The sequence below is a fragment of the Pseudomonas sp. MF6776 genome (assembly GCF_016613125.1).
GTDB classification, from domain to species: domain Bacteria; phylum Pseudomonadota; class Gammaproteobacteria; order Pseudomonadales; family Pseudomonadaceae; genus Aquipseudomonas; species Aquipseudomonas iridis.
The window spans coordinates 17,163-36,706 of the sequence record NZ_JAENSQ010000006.1; the positions used below are offsets into that span (position 1 = coordinate 17,163).

The window sequence follows — 19,544 nt, forward strand, 5'->3', positions numbered from 1 at the left end:
TGGTCATTGGCCGCTCTTGGCCGGGTAAAAACCGTCAGACAGGGTTTTCAGCGCTGCCGGCAAACGTGGTCCGAGCCCACCGACCAACAGGGTTGGATCGAGCTCCAGCACCCGCCCGGCCTTGGCCGCGCGACTGGAGTTGAGAATAGGGTTTTCCTTGAACAACGCAGTTTTGGCCGCCTCACCGGTTAACGCTCGGTCGGAGAACACCAGCACTTCAGGATCAAGGCTGGCGAGGGATTCCACGGAAAACGGCTTGTACCCGGTGTGGGTGGCGAGATTACGCCCGCCTGCCTGTTGCAGCAGCCAGTCAGCGGCGGTGTCCTTGCCAGCAATCAGCGGCTTGCCACCGGCATGCCCGAGTAACAGCAGCACACCCGGCGCCTCTTGTTTGGATTGCGCTTCAGTCACCCGCGTTTTTTGCGCGTCGAGTTGCTGTTGATAACTTTGCAGCAGTTGGGTGGCCTGTTTTTCCGCTCCAAGTAGCTGGCCCAGATGGGAGACGTTTTTCTCCAGTGTCGGCAGATCCGGTTGAGCCGAGAACAATTCCACCTGAACCTTGGCCGCTTTCACCTGCGCCAGCACCGGTGGCGGGCCCATTTCCTCGGTACCGATCAGAATGTCCGGACGCAAACTGAGGATGCCCTCCGCAGACAGACTGCGCTGATAGCCGATGCTCGGCAGAGCCTTCAACGTTTGCGGATGCTGACTGGTGGTATCGACGCCGACCAGTTTCGACTCGCCACCCAGCGCACTGACCCACTCCGACAGCGAACCGCCGGCACTGACCCAACGTTGCGGCAAATCAGCCGCTGCAGCCTGGTGACTGACGAAAAGTCCGACACACAGCACAGCAACGCGGGTACTCAGGCGCATACACAGCTTCCTTGAACAAGGTTTTCCCGGGCGTCAGGATGTCAGGCCAAGTATCCTCGGCATCTGTCCGGCGCCTTCGGGTGAAGGCCGCCATTTGATAATTGTTTGCATTTAAACGTCAAGCTCGGACATATCCCGACACGACACTAGAGGATAGCCATGAAGTTTCTCTGCGCGGGCGCCGATCTGGCCGAGGCCGGCAGCCGCGGTTTTGATGTCGACGGAAAAAAACTGTTTGCCGTGCGTCGCGACGGTCAGGCGTATGTCTATCTCAATCGCTGCCCGCACCGCGGTGTAGGGCTGGAATGGCAACCCGACCAGTTTCTCGACCCGAGCAATAGCCTGATCCAGTGCGCCACTCACGGCGCACTGTTTCTGATCGAGGACGGTGAATGCGTTTCCGGGCCCTGCGCCGGACAATCGCTGACGGCCATACCTTGCCGCGAAGATGCGCAAGGCCTGTGGATAGATGTTTAACCGTTGAGCAGCACATCGAGGCGGCGGTCGATCACCATTTCTTCATGGCTCAGGCGAACCCCGTAAGCCAAAACCTCAACACCACAGGCGACCGCCTCACGCAACGCCTCGGCATAGGCCGAATCGATTTCTTCGGCCGGACGCACTGCCTCAATTCCGCTGAGATTCACGCAATACAGCTGCACAGCACGAATCCCATCCCGCGCCAGATGCGCCAGCTCACGCAAATGCTTGGCGCCGCGCTGGGTGACAGCATCGGGAAACGCCGCCACGTTCGTGCCATCGAAACCCAGCGTGACGCTTTTCACTTCCACGTAAGCCGGGCCGCTCGGGTATTCGAGGCGAAAATCAATGCGGCTTTTTTCCTGCCCGTAAGCCACTTCTCGCTTCAACGCGGTAAAACCGTTCAACTCGGTAATGACGCCGGCCTGCAACGCCTCTTCAACCAATCCATTGGCTCGAGCGGTATTCACGCAGAACAAGCGTCCTTGCGGGGTTTCACCGATTTCCCAAGTGCCGGGTAATTTGCGCTTCGGGTCGTTGGATCGGCTAAACCAGACCTGCCCGCCCTCGACCTGACAATTGAGCATCGAACCGGTGTTCGGGCAGTGAATAGTCAGCAACTCGCCGTTAACGGTCTCGATATCGGTGAGAAAACGCTTATATCGACGGATCAGTCGCGCCTCTTCCAGAGGAGGATAAAACCGCATCAGGCTTGCCAGCTCTTCAAGCCACGGGCAATCCGCTCCACCGCTTCCTGTAAGCGAGGGAGGTTTTGCGTGTAGGCAAATCGCACATGGTGACTGGCCTGATAACGGCCAAAATCGAGCCCAGGGGTAAACGCAACGTGCTCGGTTTCGAGGAAATGACGGCAGAACGCGAAGGCATCGCCGCCGAACTTGCTGATATCCGCGTAGAGATAAAACGCGCCTTCCGGTTCTACTGCGATGTTGAACCCCAACTCGCGTAATGCCGGCAGCAGGAAATCTCGACGTCGGCCAAATTCGGCTCGGCGCTCCTCAAGAATCGCGATGGTATCCGGCTCGAAACACGCCAGCGCCGCGTACTGGGCCATGCTCGGTGCGCTGATGTAGAGGTTCTGCGCGAGTTTTTCCAATTCACTGACTGCCGCATCCGGTGCGACCAACCAGCCGAGACGCCATCCGGTCATGCCGAAATATTTGGAGAAACTGTTGAGCACAAAAGCGCTGTCATCAACTTCCAGAACGCTGGCCGCATCGGTGCCGTAAGTCAGGCCGTGATAGATCTCATCCACCACCAGATGCCCGTGTCGCGCCTTGATGGCTGTGGATAACCCGGCGAGTTCATCGCGGGTCAGGATCGTCCCGGTCGGGTTGGCCGGCGAGGCCACCAGTGCGCCGACACTGTCGTGATCCCAGTGCCGCTCGACCAGGTCCGGAGTCAGTTGGTAACGCACCTCCGGCCCTACCGGAACAAGCTGCGCAGCGCCTTCGACCAAGCGCAGGAAGTGCCGGTTGCACGGATAACCCGGGTCCGCCAGCAACCAGTGTTTACCGGGATCGACCAGCAGAGCACTGGCCAGCAGGAGGGCCCCGGAGCCACCCGGTGTGATCAGGATGCGCCGCGGATCAATGTTCAAGCCGTATCGCGACTGATAAAAACCGGAAATCGCTTCGCGCAGCTCGGGAATACCGCGCGCGGCGGTGTAGCGCGTCTTGCCCGCCGTGAGTGCCGCATGCCCCGCCTGGATGATCGGCTCGGCCGTGGTGAAGTCCGGCTCGCCGATTTCCAGGTGGATCACATCGTGCCCTTCAGCCTGCAATTCATTGGCCCGCGCCAGCAGCGCCATCACATGGAACGGTTCGATCGCACGACTGCGCGCACTGTAGGGCTGAGCCATTGGCCTTCCTTCGACGGGGGAAAAAGAAACGATTCTACCCATCTGCCGGAACGAGCGAGAACCCGTAGCGGTCACAGCCACAAGAACGCTGGACTGTAACGATAAGAACGTACGCTCCAGGATTGACTAAAATCAGTGATTGAACAGGTCTTCAACACCGCCAGACACGGCTTGGCAAACATTTCCAGGCACCGTCGGCCGCAGCCTCGACATCCGGGAGTAGCGCGGGCCGAATTGATCTGGTAAGTTCGCCCGCTTGCAGCCGCAGGGCCGGCAGGTGTCGGTGATGGAGCAATCCTGCGCAATGGATTACAAGAGTAGAGGCGGTCCATTTCATGCCCACCCAAGCAAAGCAACAGGCTAATCCGACCGTCAGCGGTTTCGAACCTTATGTTCAGGCCAAAGACGAAGAGTACATGGGCGCCCCAATGCGGGCCCACTTCACCAAGATCCTGAACAAGTGGAAGCAGGACTTGATGCAGGAAGTCGACCGTACTGTCGACCACATGAAAGACGAAGCGGCCAACTTCCCTGACCCGGCCGACCGTGCCAGCCAGGAAGAAGAATTCGCCCTGGAACTGCGCGCCCGCGATCGCGAGCGCAAGCTAATCAAGAAGATCGACAAGACGCTTGATCTGATCCAGAACGAAGATTACGGCTGGTGTGAATCCTGCGGCATCGAGATCGGCGTCAAGCGCCTCGAAGCCCGTCCTACCGCCGACATGTGCGTCGACTGTAAGAACCTGGCTGAAATCAAGGAAAAGCAGGTCGGCAAGTAATATCGACCTGAACGAAAAACGGAGCGTGCGAACGCTCCGTTTTTGTTTCTGCCGTTTGCTATCTGCTTTTGTGGGAGCGAGCCTGCTCGCGAAAACGGTGTGTCATTCAGCATTTAATTGTCTGACACTGCGCTTTCGCGAGCAGGCTCGCTCCCACAGTGGCCGCCGCAAGTCCTCAAAAGTACTATCGCATTCATGACTGCCAAGACTTCCCCCGCCTACATCGGCCGCTTCGCCCCGACACCCAGTGGCCACCTGCACTTCGGCTCGCTGGTCGCTGCCCTCGCCTCTTACCTGGACGCGCGTTCGGTCGGCGGCCGCTGGCTGGTGCGTATGGAGGACCTCGACCCGCCGCGCGAAGAGCCCGGCGCGCAGGTAGCGATCCTCAAGGCCCTGGAAAGCTACGGCTTTGAATGGGATGGCGACATGGTGCGCCAGAGCGATCGACACGACGCTTATGCCCAAGTGCTCAACAGCCTGTTCAATCACGGCCTGGCCTACGCCTGCACCTGCTCGCGCAAGCAATTGGAGCCTTATCACGGGATTTATCCGGGGTTGTGCCGCAACGCCGGCCACGACCAGCAAGACGCGGCGATCCGCCTGCGCGTGCCGGAGCTGGAATATCACTGCATTGATCGGGTGCAGGGCGAATATCGCCAGCATCTGGGCCGCGATGTCGGCGACTTTGTGATCCGCCGTCGCGACGGCCTCTATGCCTACCAACTGGCCGTGGTGCTCGACGATGCCTGGCAAGGCATTACCGATATCGTGCGCGGTGCCGATCTGCTCGACTCCACGCCGCGCCAGCTCTATCTGCAAGAACTGCTGGGCTTGCCTCAACCGCGCTACCTGCACCTGCCGTTGATCACCCAACCGGACGGCAACAAACTCGGCAAGTCCTACCGCTCGCCGCCGCTTGAGGCGGATCAAGCCACGCCGTTGCTGCTGCGGGCCTTGCGTGCATTGGGGCAAAACCCCGGCGCGGAACTCGAACACGCCACGCCGCAGGAACTGCTGAAGTGGGGCAGCGCGCACTGGGATGCCACCCGGATCCCGCGCACACTGACCCTGCCCGAAGCGCAACTGCTATGACGACACTTGCAGTCGCGCTGCCATCCGTTACCATCGCCGCACGTTTTCGGGCACGCGCATAAAAAAGAGAGGCCGGGATGTACATCTATCGCTTGGTCCTGCTTTTGGTCGTGGGGATCTATCTGTTTTCGCCCGCCATCATGGATTGGTGGATCGACGCTACGGGCGCCTGGTATCGCCCCTATCTGCTTTGGCTGATCCTGATTGTCGTGACCTTCATCCTGCAGAGCCAAAAAGATGCCGATGAGCTTTAGCCTGACCCAGATGCTCCTGATCAGCGCCGCCTACCTGGCCGCACTGTTTGGCGTAGCCTGGATCAGTGAGCGTGGAATGATTCCACGGGCGATCATTCGCCATCCGCTGACTTACACGTTATCGCTGGGGGTTTACGCCAGTGCCTGGGCTTTCTACGGCACGGTGGGCCTGGCCTATCAGTACGGCTACGGCTTTCTGTCCAGTTATCTCGGGGTGTCCGGCGCATTTTTGCTGGCGCCGGTGCTGCTCTATCCGATCCTGAAAATCACCCGCACCTATCAACTGTCGTCGCTGGCGGATCTGTTTGCCTTCCGCTTTCGCAGCACCTGGGCCGGGGCGCTGACCACGATTTTCATGCTGATCGGCGTGCTGCCGCTGCTGGCGTTGCAGATTCAAGCGGTGGCCGATTCCATTGGCATCCTCACCGGCGAGCCGATTCAGAGCCGCGTGGCGCTGGCGTTCTGCGCGCTGATCATTCTGTTCACGATTTTCTTCGGCTCCCGGCATATCGCCACTCGCGAGAAGCACGAAGGGCTGGTGTTCGCGATTGCTTTCGAATCGGTGATCAAACTGATCGCCCTCGGCGGCGTTGGCCTGTATGCGCTGTACGGCGTATTCGACGGCCCGCAACAGCTTGAGCTGTGGCTGCTGCAAAACCAGACCGCCCTCGCCGCGTTGCACACGCCGTTGCAGGAAGGCCCGTGGCGCACGCTGCTGCTGGTGTTTTTCGCTTCGGCAATCGTGATGCCGCACATGTATCACATGACCTTCACCGAAAACCTCAACCCGCGCTCATTAGTCAGCGCAAGCTGGGGTTTGCCGCTGTTCCTGCTGCTGATGAGCCTGGCAGTGCCGCTGATTTTGTGGGCCGGCCTCAAGCTCGGCGCCACCACCGACCCGGAATATTTCACCCTCGGCATCGGCATTGCCGCCAACAGCAAGCCGCTGGCATTGCTCGCCTACGTTGGTGGTTTGTCGGCGGCCAGCGGCCTGATCATCGTCACCACCCTGGCACTGTCGGGCATGGCGCTGAACCACCTGGTGCTGCCGCTTTATCAGCCGCCCGCCGAAGGCAATATCTATCGCTGGCTGAAGTGGACCCGCCGGGCGCTGATCGTCGCGATCATCATGGCCGGTTTCGGCTTCTATCTGATGCTCGGCGCCGGCCAGGATCTGGCCAACCTGGGCATCGTTGCTTTTGTGGCCACGTTGCAATTCCTGCCGGGCGTGTTGTCGGTGCTGTACTGGCCGACCGCCAATCGGCGCGGTTTTATCGCCGGTCTGTTGGCGGGGATTCTGGTGTGGGTGGTGACCATGCTCCTGCCGCTGGTCGGCAATCTGCAAGGTTTCTACATCCCGCTGCTGAACATGATTTACGTGCTGGACGACACCAGTTGGCACATGGCGGCGATCGCCTCGCTGGCCGCCAACGTGCTGATGTTCACCCTGATCTCGCTGTTCACCAACGCCAGCCCCGAGGAAGCGTCCGCTGCCGAAGCCTGCGCGGTGGACAACGTGCGTCGCCCGCAACGCCGCGAACTGCATGCCGCCTCGCCACAGGAGTTCGCCACGCAACTGGCCAAACCGCTGGGCGCCAAGGCTGCGCAGAAAGAAGTCGAACAGGCGCTGCGTGATCTTTATCTGCCGTTCGATGAACGCCGCCCGTACGCCTTGCGTCGTTTGCGCGACCGTATCGAAGCCAACCTTTCCGGTCTGATGGGCCCAAGCGTCGCTCAGGACATGGTCGAAACCTTCCTGCCGTACAAGGCCGGCGGCGAAAACTACGTGACCGAAGACATTCACTTCATCGAAAGCCGCCTCGAGGATTACCACTCGCGCCTCACAGGTCTGGCTGCCGAACTCGATGCGCTGCGCCGCTACCACCGCCAGACCTTGCAGGAACTGCCGATGGGCGTCTGCTCGCTGGCCAAGGATCAGGAGATCCTGATGTGGAACAAGGCCATGGAAGAACTCACCGGGATCGCTGCGCAACGCGTGGTCGGCTCGCGCCTGAGTACCATTGGCGATCCGTGGAAAGAATTGCTCCAGGGCTTCATCAACCTGCCCGATGAGCACTTGCACAAACAACACCTGGCCCTCGACGGCCAGACGCGCTGGCTCAATCTGCACAAAGCAGCGATTGACGAACCGCTGGCCCCCGGCAACAGCGGTCTGGTGCTGCTGGTCGAAGATCTCACCGAAACCCAGATGCTCGAAGACAAACTGGTGCACTCCGAGCGCCTGGCCAGCATCGGTCGTCTTGCTGCGGGCGTGGCCCATGAAATCGGCAATCCGATCACCGGCATCGCCTGTCTGGCGCAGAACCTGCGCGAAGAACGCGAAGACGATAGCGAGCTGACCGAAATCAGCGGGCAGATTCTTGAACAGACCAAACGCGTGTCACGCATCGTCCAGTCGCTGATGAGCTTCGCCCATGCTGGCAGCCATCAGCACAGCGACGAGCCCGTTTGTCTGGCCGAAGTCGCGCAGGATGCGATCGGTCTGCTGGCATTGAACCGGCGCAATTTCGAAGTGCAGTTCTACAACCTCTGCGATCCCGATCACTGGGTCGAAGGCGATCCGCAGCGGCTCGCCCAAGTGCTGATCAATCTGCTCTCCAACGCTCGTGACGCCTCCCCGCCGCACAGCGCGGTGCGGGTCAAGAGTGAAGCCGGCGAACACACGGTCGATCTGATCGTGGAGGACGAAGGCAGCGGTATTCCGAAGAACATCATGGACCGATTGTTCGAACCCTTCTTCACCACCAAGGATCCTGGCGAAGGCACCGGTCTGGGCCTTGCACTGGTCTATTCCATCGTTGAAGAGCATTATGGACAAATCACCATCGACAGCCCGGCTGATGTACAAAGCCAACGCGGCACCCGTATCCGGGTGACCTTACCGCGTCATGTCGAAGCGACGTCCGCTGTGAACTGAGACCGTCGAGAGTATCGAATCAATGCCGCACATTTTGATCGTCGAAGACGAAACAATTATCCGCTCCGCCTTGCGCCGCCTGCTGGAACGTAACCAGTACCAGGTGAGCGAAGCCGGTTCAGTGCAGGAAGCACAAGAACGCTTCACCATTCCTACGTTCGATCTGATCGTCAGCGATCTGCGCTTGCCGGGCGCCCCTGGCACCGAGCTGATCAAGCTTGGCCAAGGCACCCCGGTGCTGATCATGACCAGTTACGCCAGCCTGCGCTCGGCGGTGGATTCGATGAAGATGGGCGCGGTGGACTACATCGCCAAGCCTTTCGACCACGATGAAATGCTCCAGGCTGTCGCGCGAATCTTGCGTGATCGTCAATCGGCGCCTGCTGCCGGTGAGACTGTTACCGCCAAAACCGCCAATAGCGGCGGCAAGTCCGCCGTCGACAACAGCAATGGCGAAATCGGCATCATCGGCTCGTGCCCGCCCATGCAGGATCTTTACAGCAAGATCCGCAAAGTCGCCCCGACCGATTCCAATGTGCTGATCCAGGGCGAGTCCGGCACCGGTAAAGAGCTGGTGGCGCGCGCCCTGCACAACCTGTCGAAACGCGCCAAGGCGCCGATGATCTCGGTGAACTGTGCGGCCATCCCGGAAAGCCTGATCGAGTCCGAACTGTTCGGCCACGAAAAAGGCGCGTTCACTGGCGCCAGCGCCGGGCGCGCTGGCCTGGTCGAAGCCGCGGACGGTGGCACGCTGTTCCTCGACGAGATCGGCGAACTGCCACTCGAAGCCCAGGCCCGCTTGCTGCGTGTGTTGCAGGAAGGCGAAATTCGCCGGGTGGGTTCGGTGCAGTCGCAGAAGGTCGATGTGCGCCTGATCGCGGCGACTCACCGGGACCTCAAGAGCCTGGCGAAAATCGGCCAGTTCCGCGAAGACCTTTATTACCGCCTGCACGTGATCGCATTGAAACTGCCGGCCCTGCGCGAGCGCGGTGCTGACGTCAACGAGATCGCCAGCGCCTTCCTCGCCCGCCAGAGCGCGCGCATCAACCGTACCGACCTGACATTTGCCGCGGATGCCGAACAGGCCATCCGTCACTATTCCTGGCCGGGTAACGTGCGTGAGTTGGAAAATGCTGTGGAGCGCGCGGTGATTCTCAGCGAGAGTCCGGAGATTTCCGCGGAGCTGCTGGGCATCGACATCGAGCTGAGCGATCTGGAAGACGACGAGTTCATCGGCCTGCCACCGCAAACGAGCGGTAACGCCAGCAACAGCAGCCACGAGCCGACTGAAGATCTGTCGCTGGAGGACTACTTCCAGCACTTCGTCCTCGAGCATCAAGACCACATGACCGAGACCGAACTGGCGCGCAAACTGGGCGTCAGCCGTAAATGCCTGTGGGAACGCCGTCAGCGTCTGGGCATTCCACGGCGCAAGACCGGGGTTGCCAGCGAGAGCTGAACGTTACCTGTCGAGTGTGCGGGTAACGTTTAAAGATGTGAAAAAACTGTTACCTCAGTCCATTCACGTAACAGAAGCCGGGGTTATCGGTAACGAAACCCCGGCTTTTTTTCGTCCCGACAAAACGGTTATATCGACCTAACCCCTTGTTTTATTGGGCCTCGCAAAAGTTGGCACGCCCCCTGCTATATGTTTGGTACAAGAACAATAACAAGCAATGCACAAGACAATAAAAATAAGACGAATCGACTCACGCACAATAAAAACAAGACGGCGAGAGGCGCAGCTAACTGATTCTTTTGGAGAGGCGTTGTATTTGGGGCTTGCCCCACGACCAGGCCGAGAACAACAAAAACTGTCCTAAGACAGAGCCTGTACTGGTTGGATCGAGAGATCACTGCAATTCAGCGACCAAAGCAATCCGTTTGCTCTTGGCTCCCGATTGGGAGGGTCATGAAGGAAAAGCTTCATGGCGAGGGCACTCAACAAAAACAAGAAGCCCGAATCAATAATAAAAAAGAGCACGCAACTACTTTCTTGGGGAGCTTCGGCTCCCCTTGTAGTTTCTCCCATCTGTAAAAATCGCCCTTTTACTCCCGCTTCACCCTTGTAGCTTGCGGCTTTCAGCTCGAATCTGCTGTCTCCTACACCATCCCCTGACTAAATGCTAGAATCTGCGCCCATCATGCGGTCATTCTTTGGTATGGCCGAACATTCCTTCAAACAGTGCATCCCATGCTGAAGAAGTTGTTCCAGTCATTCCGAACTCCCGTGCGTCGTACGCAACACATCCGTAGCACCCCTGAAGTGCTCAACAGCGGTCAACATTCGCTGCAGAAAACGCAATTCAGCCGCTACGCGGTCAATATTGTCGAACGCTTGCAGGGCGCCGGTTACCAGGCCTATCTGGTCGGCGGTTGCGTGCGTGACATGCTTTTGGGTATCACGCCCAAGGATTTCGACGTCGCCACCAGCGCCACGCCCGAGCAAGTCCGCGCCGAATTCCGCAATGCGCGGATCATCGGCCGCCGCTTCAAACTGGTGCATATCCATTTCGGTCGCGAAATCATTGAAGTCGCGACCTTCCGCGCCAATCACCCCGTAAACGAAGACGATGAAGACAGTAATCAGTCTTCGCGTAACGAAAGCGGGCGGATTCTGCGCGACAACGTCTACGGCACTCTGGAAGAAGACGCGCAACGCCGCGACTTCACCATCAACGCCCTGTATTACGATCCGGTCAGCGAACGCATTCTCGATTACGCCAACGGCGTACACGACATTCGCAATCACCTGATCCGCCTGATTGGCGATCCAAAGCAGCGTTACCAGGAAGACCCGGTACGCATGCTGCGGGCCGTGCGTTTCGCCGCCAAGCTCAATTTCGGCATCGAAAAACACACCGTTCAGCCGATCCGCGAACTGGCACCGATGCTGCGCGAGATCCCCTCGGCGCGCCTGTTCGAAGAAGTGCTCAAGCTGTTCCTTTCCGGACACGGTGCGATCACCTTCGAGATGCTGGTCGATCTGCAACTGTTCGCCCCGCTGTTCCCGGCCAGCGCCGACGCACTGGATCACAACCCGGATTACACCCACACGCTGATCAGCGAAGCGCTGACCAACACCGACTTGCGCATCAAGCAGAACAAACCGGTGACCCCGGCGTTCCTGTTTGCCGCGATGCTGTGGCCCGCCCTGCCGGCCCGCGTTCTGCGTCTGCAAGAGCGTGGCATGCCGCCGATTCCGGCAATGCAGGAAGCCGCGCACGAGCTGATCGCCGAACAGTGCCAGCGCATTGCGATTCCAAAGCGCTTCACCATGCCGATCCGCGAGATCTGGGACATGCAGGAGCGCCTGCCACGGCGCAGCGGCAAGCGTGCCGACTTGTTGCTCGACAACCCGCGCTTCCGCGCCGGTTACGACTTCCTGCTGTTGCGTGAAAGCGCTGGCGAGCAGACCGACGGCCTGGGCGAATGGTGGACTGACTATCAGGATGCCAACGACAGCGAACGTCGCGACATGATCCGCGACCTCAGCGGCAAGGGTGACGATGCCAGCGGTGCTCCGCGCAAACGTCGTCGCAGCGGCGGTTCCAAGCGCAAGCGCGCCGGTGCGCCGAGCGCCACAGGCGAGTAAGGCATGGAACGCATCTACATCGGCATGGGCAGCAACCTCGCTGACCCTGCCGAACAATTGCGCAGCGCGGTCGACGCGCTGGGGCAATTGCCGCAGACCGCACTCGTCGGCGTTTCCGCCTTCTATCAAAGCGACTCGCTGCTGCCGGGCCAACCGCGTTACACCAATGCGGTCGCCGCGCTCGACAGCGCACTGGCCCCGCTGGATCTGCTCGACGCGCTGCAAGCCATCGAAAACGATCAGGGCCGCGAACGTCTGGAGCGCTGGGGTCCGCGCACGCTGGATCTGGATATTCTGCTGTTCGGTGATCGACTGATCGACGAACCACGACTGAAAGTCCCGCACTACCAGATTCAGGAACGCGCGTTCGTCCTGTATCCGATGGCCGAACTGGCTCCAGCCGATTTGCTTCTTGCCGATGGCCGTAGCCTTGCCGGTCTGCTGGCCGCCTGCCCGTTCGTCGGCCTCGAACGCCTCGCCCAAGCCTGAAACAAATCCCCCCTGTAGGAGCTGCCGCAGGCTGCGATCTTTTGATCTTGTTCTTGTTTTTAGAACCCCAAGGATCGAATGATCGCAGCCTTCGGCAGCGCCTACATGGATAGCGTGCGGCATCGCTATTTTTGTCCGACAAAAACCCCGCGAATCAGCCCCGCCGCGCCGCTGAATCGCATCAGTAACGCCGGTAACACTCCCCTCGTAACAACGCGGTAACACACACAATTGACTTCCGCTTGGCTCCTCACGACTATAGGCGTCCCGCTGCCGCCAACCCGGCACATACGGGCGCAATCCAGGCCTTATAAGCACGACAAAAGACCGTGCGCCTGAGTAGATGAAGAATCACGCGCGTTACTCGCAGTAGTTTCCAGAGCGCCTGAACGAGGATTTTTTACATGCCAGCCATCACCCTGACCACGCTCCAGAGCCTCAAGCAGAAAGGTGAAAAGATCACCATGCTGACCTGCTATGACGCGACTTTCGCCCACGCCTGCAACGAGGCCGGTGTCGAAGTGTTGCTGGTGGGCGACTCACTCGGCATGGTCCTGCAAGGTCACGACAGCACCCTGCCGGTGACCACCGCAGAAATGGCCTATCACACTGCCTGCGTCAAACGCGGCAACCGCGATGCCCTGATCATGGCCGACCTGCCGTTCATGGCCTACGCCACTCTCGAGCAAACCATGACCAACGCCGCCATGCTGATGCAGGCCGGCGCGCACATGATCAAGGTCGAGGGTGCATTGTGGCTGGCCGAGTCGATCCGTCTGCTCGCCGAACGCGGTATCCCGGTCTGCGCGCACATGGGCCTGACCCCGCAAGCGGTGAACATTCTCGGTGGCTATAAAGTGCAGGGCCGCAACGAGAACCAGGCGCGGCAGATGCGTGCTGACGCCATTTCACTGGAACAGGCTGGCGCGGCCATGCTGCTGCTCGAATGCGTACCGAGCGAACTGGCTGCGGAAATCAGTCAGGCAGTGAAGATTCCGGTCATCGGCATCGGCGCTGGTAGCGCCACCGATGGTCAGGTCCTGGTGCTGCACGACATGCTCGGTCTGTCGATCTCCGGCCGCGTACCCAAGTTCGTGAAAAACTTCATGCACGGTCAGGACAGTATCGATTCGGCCCTCAAGGCTTACGTCAGCGAAGTCAAAGCCACCACGTTCCCTGGCATCGAACACGGATTCTCTGCATGAACACCGTCAAAACCGTACGCGAACTGCGCGCTGCCGTAGCCCGCGCCCGTAGCGAAGGCAAGCGCATCGGCTTCGTGCCGACCATGGGCAACCTGCACAGCGGCCACGTCGCGCTGGTGACCAAAGCCACGCAACGCGTGGATTTCGTGGTCGCGAGCATTTTCGTCAACCCGCTGCAGTTCGGCGCCGGCGAAGACCTCGACAAATACCCGCGCACCCTCGCGGCGGATCAGGAAAAACTGCTGGAAGCCGGTTGCTCGCTGCTGTTCGCGCCGACCGTCGAAGAAATGTACCCCGATGGCATGGCCGGGCAAACCCGGGTCAGCGTGCCGCAACTTTCCGAAGGTCTGTGTGGCGCCAGCCGTCCGGGGCATTTCGAAGGTGTGGCGACAGTGGTCAGCAAACTGTTCAACATGGTTCAGCCGGATCTGGCGATTTTCGGTCAGAAGGATTTCCAGCAACTGGCGGTGATCCGCGCGCTGGTGCATGACCTGAACATGCCGATCCAGATCATCGGCGAACCGACAGTCCGCGCTGACGATGGCCTTGCACTGTCGTCGCGCAACGGTTTCCTCAGCGAAGAACAACGCGCCGTAGCCCCGGTCGTCTATCGCACCCTGAGCACGATTGCCGAGTCGATCAAGCAAGGTGAACGGGATTTCCCGGCGCTGATCAGCGCGCAACTGCAGCAGCTCGAAGCCGCTGGCCTGCGCCCGGATTATCTGGATATCCGCCACGCCGTGACCTTGCGTCCGGCGACGGCTGAAGACCGTGATCTGGTGATTCTGGTGGCAGCGTTCCTCGGCACTACGCGGTTGATCGATAACCTGCACCTGAATCTCGATACGCCGACGTAAGCATCACCGCAATACCCAGTGGGAGCGAGCCTGCTCGCGAAGGCGGTGTGTCATTCAGCCTGGTTGTTGACTGACACACCGCATTCGCGAGCAGGCTCGCTCCCACATTTGTTTTCGCTCCACTGCTGGTGTGTATTGGCCGTTTGTCGCCTCGTTCCCGGTATCAATGTTAAAAAAGTACAGGGATCGGGTCAGACAAAGTCAAGACAGATTGCAGCGCGAGGTTTACTGTATTCGCCCTGTGTCCAGAAACCGTGACAACGCAGTTGGCCCACGCCCAAACATGGCGTGCAGGCCTGTTCAGTGTTCAAAAGGCCGTTCAAGTAAAAAGGAAAACCGCAGCGATGGCGTATTACCTCAATCCTCAAGACGTTACCGCTCTGCCCGCCTGGCAAGCGTTGAAAGATCACCGCCAAGCCATGCAGGATTTCAGCATGCGCGAAGCCTTTAACGCCGATCCGCAGCGCTTCAATCAGTTCACTCTCAGCAGCTGCGGGCTGTTTCTCGATTATTCGAAGAATTTGATCAACGCCCAGACCCGCGACCTGCTGGTGAACCTGGCCAATGAAGTCGATCTGAAGGGCGCGATCAAAGCGTTGTTCGACGGCGAAATCGTCAATACGTCCGAACAGCGTCCAGCGCTGCACACCGCCCTGCGCCGTCCGGTCGGCGACAAGCTGTCGGTCAACGGCGTCAACGTGATGCCGGAAGTGCACAAGGTACTGAATCAGATCACCGATCTGGTCGGCCGCATCCACGACGGTCTGTGGCGTGGTTACACCGAGAAGCCGATCACTGACGTGGTCAACATCGGCATCGGTGGCTCGTTCCTCGGCCCTGAGCTGGTGTCCGAAGCCTTGCTGTCCTACGCGCAAAAAGGCGTGCGCTGCCACTACCTGGCAAACATCGACGGCAGCGAGTTCCATGAACTGACACAAAAGCTGCGCGCCGAAACCACGCTGTTCATCGTCTCGTCGAAGTCGTTCAACACCCTCGAAACCCTGAAGAACGCTCAGGCCGCACGCGCCTGGTACCTGGCTCAGGGCGGTTCGGAAGCCGAGCTGTATCGTCACTTCATCGCTGTGTCGAGCAACAACGCCGCGGCCGTGGCGTTTGGCATTCGTGAAGAAAACATCTTCCCGATGTGGGACTGGGTTGGCGGCCGTTACTCGCTGTGGTCGGCCATCGGTTTGCCTATTGCCCTGGCCATCGGCATGTCCAACTTCAAGGAACTGCTGTCCGGTGCCTACACCATGGACCAGCATTTCCAGACCGCGCCGTTCGAACAGAACATGCCAGTGCTGCTGGCGCTGCTCGGCGTGTGGTACGGCAACTTCTGGGGCGCGCAAAGCCACGCGATCCTGCCGTACGACCATTACCTGCGCAACATCACCAAGCACTTGCAGCAACTGGACATGGAGTCCAACGGCAAGAGCGTGCGTCAGGACGGTACCCCGGTCTCGACAGATACCGGCCCGGTGATCTGGGGCGGCGTCGGCTGCAACGGTCAGCACGCCTACCACCAGCTGCTGCATCAAGGCAGCCAACTGATCCCGGCCGACTTCATCGTGCCAATCGTCAGCTTCAACCCGGTGGCCGACCACCATCAGTGGCTGTACGCCAACTGCCTGTCGCAGAGCCAGGCGCTGATGCTCGGCAAGACCCTGCCGGAAGCCGAAGCCGAATTGCGCGAAAAGGGCATGAGCGAAGACCAGGTGCACAAACTTGCTCCGCACAAGGTGATCCCGGGCAACCGTCCGAGCAACACCCTTGTGGTCGAACGCATCAGCCCGCGTCGTCTTGGCGCACTGGTGGCCATGTATGAGCACAAAGTGTTCGTGCAAAGCGTGGTCTGGGGCATCAATGCCTTTGACCAGTGGGGCGTGGAACTGGGCAAGGAATTGGGCAAGGGCGTTTACAATCGCCTGGTCGGCAGCGACGAAACCAACGCTGACGATCCGTCTACCCAGGGCTTGATCAGCTACTTCCGCGGTCGTCACCGCGGTTGATTTGACTGTGTTGCCCACAGATCCTGCGGGCAACACTTATCCACTGTGGGAGCGAGCCTGCTCGCGAATGCGGTTTGTCATTCAGCCTCTTTGTTGACTGACACTCCGCATTCGCGAGCAGGCTCGCTCCCACAGTTGTTTGTGGATGACTTGAACCTGTTGACCGCTCGGCGCATCTTTATTCTTCGCACAACAAGAATAAGGAACCGTCATGTTCGATATCAGCACGTTCCCCCAAGCCGATGCCGTCCGCCGGGCTGCTCAGTTGAGTCAGGACGACTATCAGCGCCTGTACCGCGAATCCATTGAACACCCCAGCAGTTTCTGGGCCGAACAGGCCACACGCTTCCTCGACTGGAGCACACCGTGGCAAACCGTTCAGCGCTACGACCTGAAAACCGGTGAAGCCGCCTGGTTTGCCGGCGGCAAACTGAACGTCAGTTACAACTGCATCGACCGTCACTTAGCACAGCGCGGCGATCAAACCGCCCTGCTCTGGGAAGGCGACGACCCTGCCGAATCGGCGCAAATCACCTATAAAAAACTTCATCACCACGTCTGCCGACTGGCCAACGTATTGAAAAGCCGTGGCGTGAAGAAAGGCGATCGGGTGTGCATCTACATGCCGATGATTCCCGAGGCGGCTTACGCCATGCTCGCCTGCACCCGAATTGGCGCCGTTCATTCGGTGGTGTTTGGCGGTTTTTCTCCTGACTCCATGCGCGACCGCATCCTTGATGCCGATTGCCGTACCGTGATCACCGCCGATGAAGGCGTGCGCGGTGGCAAATTCGTGCCGCTGAAAAGCAACGTCGACAAAGCCCTGCAAAGTTGCCCGGATGTCAGCACTGTCATCGTGGTCGAGCGTACCCAAGGCAAGGTCGATTGGGTCGAAGGCCGGGACCTTTGGTATCACCAGGCTGTGCGCGACGTCAGCGACGACTGCCCACCGGAACCGATGGACGCCGAAGACCCGCTGTTCATCCTCTATACCTCCGGCAGCACCGGCAAGCCCAAAGGGGTGCTGCACACCACCGGCGGCTATCTGCTGCAAGCGGCGATGACCTTCAAATACGTGCTCGATTACCGCGACGGCGAAGTGTTCTGGTGCACGGCCGACGTCGGCTGGGTGACGGGCCACAGCTACATTGTCTACGGGCCACTGGCCAATGGCGCGACCACGCTGATGTTCGAAGGCGTGCCGAGCTATCCGAGCAGCTCGCGCTTCTGGCAGGTCATCGACAAGCACAAGGTCAATATCTTCTACACCGCACCGACGGCACTGCGCGCGTTGATGCGCGAAGGTGCCGAACCGTTGAAGGAAACTTCCCGACAGAGCCTCAGATTACTCGGCAGCGTCGGTGAGCCGATCAACCCGGAAGCGTGGGAATGGTATTTCAACGTGGTTGGCGAACAACGCTGCCCCATCGTCGATACCTGGTGGCAGACCGAGACCGGCGGCATCATGCTCAGCCCCTTGGTCAGTGCGCAGCGGATCAAGCCGGGCTGCGCCACGCAACCGATGTTCGGCGTGCAGCCGGTGCTTCTCGATGAACACGGCAAAGAGATCAAAGGCGCCGGCAGCGGCGTGCTCGCCATAAAATCAAGCTGGCCGGGACAGATCCGCAGTGTCTACGGCGACCCGCAACGGATGGTCGATACCTACTTCAAGCCCTACCCCGGCTACTACTTCACCGGCGACGGCGCCCGTCGCGACGAGGACGGCGATTACTGGATCACCGGACGTATCGACGATGTGATCAACGTCTCCGGCCATCGTATCGGCACCGCCGAAGTGGAAAGCGCGCTGGTGCTGCACAACAGCATCGCCGAGGCAGCGGTGGTCGGTTATCCACATGACGTCAAAGGTCAGGGCATTTACGCCTTCGTCACACCGATGAACGGCACCGAGCCCAGCGATGAGCTGAAAAAAGAACTGTTGGCCCACGTCAGCAAGGAGATCGGCAGCTTCGCCAAACCGGATCTGATCCAGTGGGCGCCGGCCTTGCCGAAAACCCGCTCAGGCAAGATCATGCGGCGCATATTGCGCAAGATCGCCTGCAACGAACTCGACAGCCTCGGTGACACTTCGACCTTGGCCGATCCGAGCGTGGTGCAAGGCCTGATCGACACGCGCCTCAATCAGTAACCCTTGCGGGCGCGGCCAACCGAGCGCGCCCCACTCCCTCACTGAGTGCTCATGGAATTCATCCGCAGTCGTATCGAAAACCAACTCATGAGCCTGACCGGTCTGTCCCTCGGCCAGCTCGATCTGGAAAACCCCAAGGGCGACCCGGGGCTGTTTGGCCCCGACTCGGTCAGTTGGCAGGTGCACGGCGACTTCAGCAGCATGTTGATCGGCGGCATCAGTGCGCTATTGCTGCAGGCGCTGCATCCACTGGCGCTGGCCGGGGTCTGGGACCACTCGAACTTTCGTGAAGACATGCTCGGACGTTTGCGCCGCACCAGTCAGTTTGTCTCCGGCACCACTTTCGGTTCACGCCGCGACGCCGACTGGTTGATCGAGAAAGTCCGCACCATTCACCTGCAAGTCGTCGGCACGGCGCCAGATGGCCGGCCTTATGCGGCCAGCGATCCGGATTTGCTGACGTGGGTGCATGTGGCGGAAGTCAGTAACTTTCTCGCGGCGCATCTGCGTTATCGCAATCCACAGTTGTCATTGGCCGATCAGGACCGGTATTACGCAGAAATCGCCGTGGTCGCCGAGCGCCTCGGCGCCCGGGATGTGCCGAAATCGCGGCAGGCCGTGGCGGATTATCTGCAACGCATGCGCCCGCAGTTGCTCTGCGATGAGCGCAGCCGCGAAGTCCTGCGCCTGCTGCTCGAAGCCCCGGCCCCCAGCCTGATGGCGCGGCCATTTGGCGATCTGATGATGAAGGCCGGCATCGATCTGTTGCCAGACTGGGCCAGCGACATGCTCGACGCCCGACAGAATCCGCTGCAACGCCAACTGATCCGCGCCAGCGTCAAGCGCAGCGCGCCGATGCTACGCTGGGCGATGCGCAATGGCTCGGTGCAACGGGCAAAGCGGCGGATGGGGCTGCTTCGCTGACGCTCAGAGCTGCAAGCT

16 protein-coding genes are annotated in these 19,544 nt (G+C 59.9%); 13 read left to right on the forward strand and 3 right to left on the reverse strand.

Annotated features, from left to right (window positions below; all coding sequences use genetic code 11):
- Positions 1-3: 3 nt before the first annotated feature.
- Positions 4-876 carry a heme/hemin ABC transporter substrate-binding protein gene (locus JJD74_RS08590; protein ID WP_200612980.1) on the reverse strand — a complete coding sequence of 291 codons (873 nt, stop codon included), beginning with the start codon at positions 874-876 and terminating at the stop codon, positions 4-6.
- A 159-nt stretch (positions 877-1,035) separates the two neighbouring features.
- Between JJD74_RS08590 and JJD74_RS08595 the strand changes: the two genes are divergently transcribed.
- Positions 1,036-1,353, forward strand: coding sequence for a Rieske (2Fe-2S) protein (locus JJD74_RS08595; RefSeq protein WP_150595344.1), 318 nt, complete (start codon positions 1,036-1,038; stop codon positions 1,351-1,353).
- Here the strand turns inward: JJD74_RS08595 and sfsA are convergent.
- Both sfsA and JJD74_RS08605 read right to left on the reverse strand, forming a co-directional pair.
- Positions 1,350-2,063 carry a DNA/RNA nuclease SfsA gene (gene sfsA, locus JJD74_RS08600; RefSeq protein WP_047303250.1) on the reverse strand — a complete coding sequence of 238 codons (714 nt, stop codon included), beginning with the start codon at positions 2,061-2,063 and terminating at the stop codon, positions 1,350-1,352. The genes JJD74_RS08595 and sfsA overlap by 4 nt on opposite strands.
- Positions 2,063-3,235, reverse strand: coding sequence for a pyridoxal phosphate-dependent aminotransferase (locus tag JJD74_RS08605; protein WP_042561094.1), 1,173 nt, complete (start codon positions 3,233-3,235; stop codon positions 2,063-2,065). The genes sfsA and JJD74_RS08605 overlap by 1 nt, the downstream gene beginning before the upstream one ends.
- 335 nt (positions 3,236-3,570) lie before the next feature.
- Here JJD74_RS08605 and dksA point away from each other — a divergent pair, with 335 nt between their 5' ends.
- The 12 genes from dksA to JJD74_RS08665 all read left to right on the forward strand — a co-directional run bounded on the left by dksA (position 3,571) and on the right by JJD74_RS08665 (position 19,526).
- Entirely contained in the window at positions 3,571-4,014 is a 444-nt protein-coding gene (gene dksA, locus JJD74_RS08610) for an RNA polymerase-binding protein DksA (protein WP_042561095.1), read from the forward strand.
- Between the two features lie 195 nt (positions 4,015-4,209).
- On the forward strand, positions 4,210-5,106 hold the full coding sequence (gluQRS, locus tag JJD74_RS08615; protein WP_200612983.1) for a tRNA glutamyl-Q(34) synthetase GluQRS: 897 nt from the start codon (positions 4,210-4,212) through the stop codon (positions 5,104-5,106).
- Positions 5,107-5,183: 77 nt separating this feature from the next.
- A complete protein-coding gene (locus JJD74_RS08620) occupies positions 5,184-5,360 on the forward strand; it encodes a hypothetical protein (protein ID WP_003176118.1) in 177 nt (58 codons plus the stop codon).
- Positions 5,344-8,298, forward strand: coding sequence for a sensor histidine kinase (locus JJD74_RS08625; protein ID WP_162184591.1), 2,955 nt, complete (start codon positions 5,344-5,346; stop codon positions 8,296-8,298). Before JJD74_RS08620 ends, JJD74_RS08625 begins: the two co-directional genes overlap by 17 nt.
- A 22-nt stretch (positions 8,299-8,320) precedes the next feature.
- Complete coding sequence (locus JJD74_RS08630) at positions 8,321-9,757, forward strand: sigma-54-dependent transcriptional regulator (protein ID WP_047303255.1); 1,437 nt, start codon at positions 8,321-8,323, stop codon at positions 9,755-9,757.
- 735 nt (positions 9,758-10,492) lie between these two features.
- Complete coding sequence (locus JJD74_RS08635; protein ID WP_042561099.1) at positions 10,493-11,893, forward strand: polynucleotide adenylyltransferase PcnB; 1,401 nt, start codon at positions 10,493-10,495, stop codon at positions 11,891-11,893.
- A gap of 3 nt (positions 11,894-11,896) precedes the next feature.
- Complete coding sequence (folK, locus tag JJD74_RS08640) at positions 11,897-12,382, forward strand: 2-amino-4-hydroxy-6-hydroxymethyldihydropteridine diphosphokinase (RefSeq protein ID WP_200612986.1); 486 nt, start codon at positions 11,897-11,899, stop codon at positions 12,380-12,382.
- Between the two features lie 404 nt (positions 12,383-12,786).
- Entirely contained in the window at positions 12,787-13,587 is an 801-nt protein-coding gene (panB, locus tag JJD74_RS08645) for a 3-methyl-2-oxobutanoate hydroxymethyltransferase (protein ID WP_047303260.1), read from the forward strand.
- Positions 13,584-14,444, forward strand: coding sequence for a pantoate--beta-alanine ligase (gene panC, locus JJD74_RS08650; protein WP_200612989.1), 861 nt, complete (start codon positions 13,584-13,586; stop codon positions 14,442-14,444). The genes panB and panC overlap by 4 nt, the downstream gene beginning before the upstream one ends.
- Before the next feature lie 344 nt (positions 14,445-14,788).
- Positions 14,789-16,453 (forward strand): glucose-6-phosphate isomerase, encoded by a 1,665-nt coding sequence (gene pgi / locus JJD74_RS08655; protein ID WP_200612993.1) that lies wholly within the window; start codon positions 14,789-14,791, stop codon positions 16,451-16,453.
- 211 nt (positions 16,454-16,664) lie between these two features.
- The gene (gene acs / locus JJD74_RS08660; RefSeq protein ID WP_042561104.1) at positions 16,665-18,602 is read left to right on the forward strand and encodes an acetate--CoA ligase; all 1,938 of its coding nucleotides are present in this window, start codon (positions 16,665-16,667) and stop codon (positions 18,600-18,602) included.
- A 51-nt stretch (positions 18,603-18,653) separates the two neighbouring features.
- Positions 18,654-19,526: an oxygenase MpaB family protein gene (locus JJD74_RS08665; protein ID WP_200612997.1), complete on the forward strand. Its 873-nt coding sequence runs from the start codon at positions 18,654-18,656 to the stop codon at positions 19,524-19,526.
- Positions 19,527-19,544 lie beyond the last annotated feature (18 nt).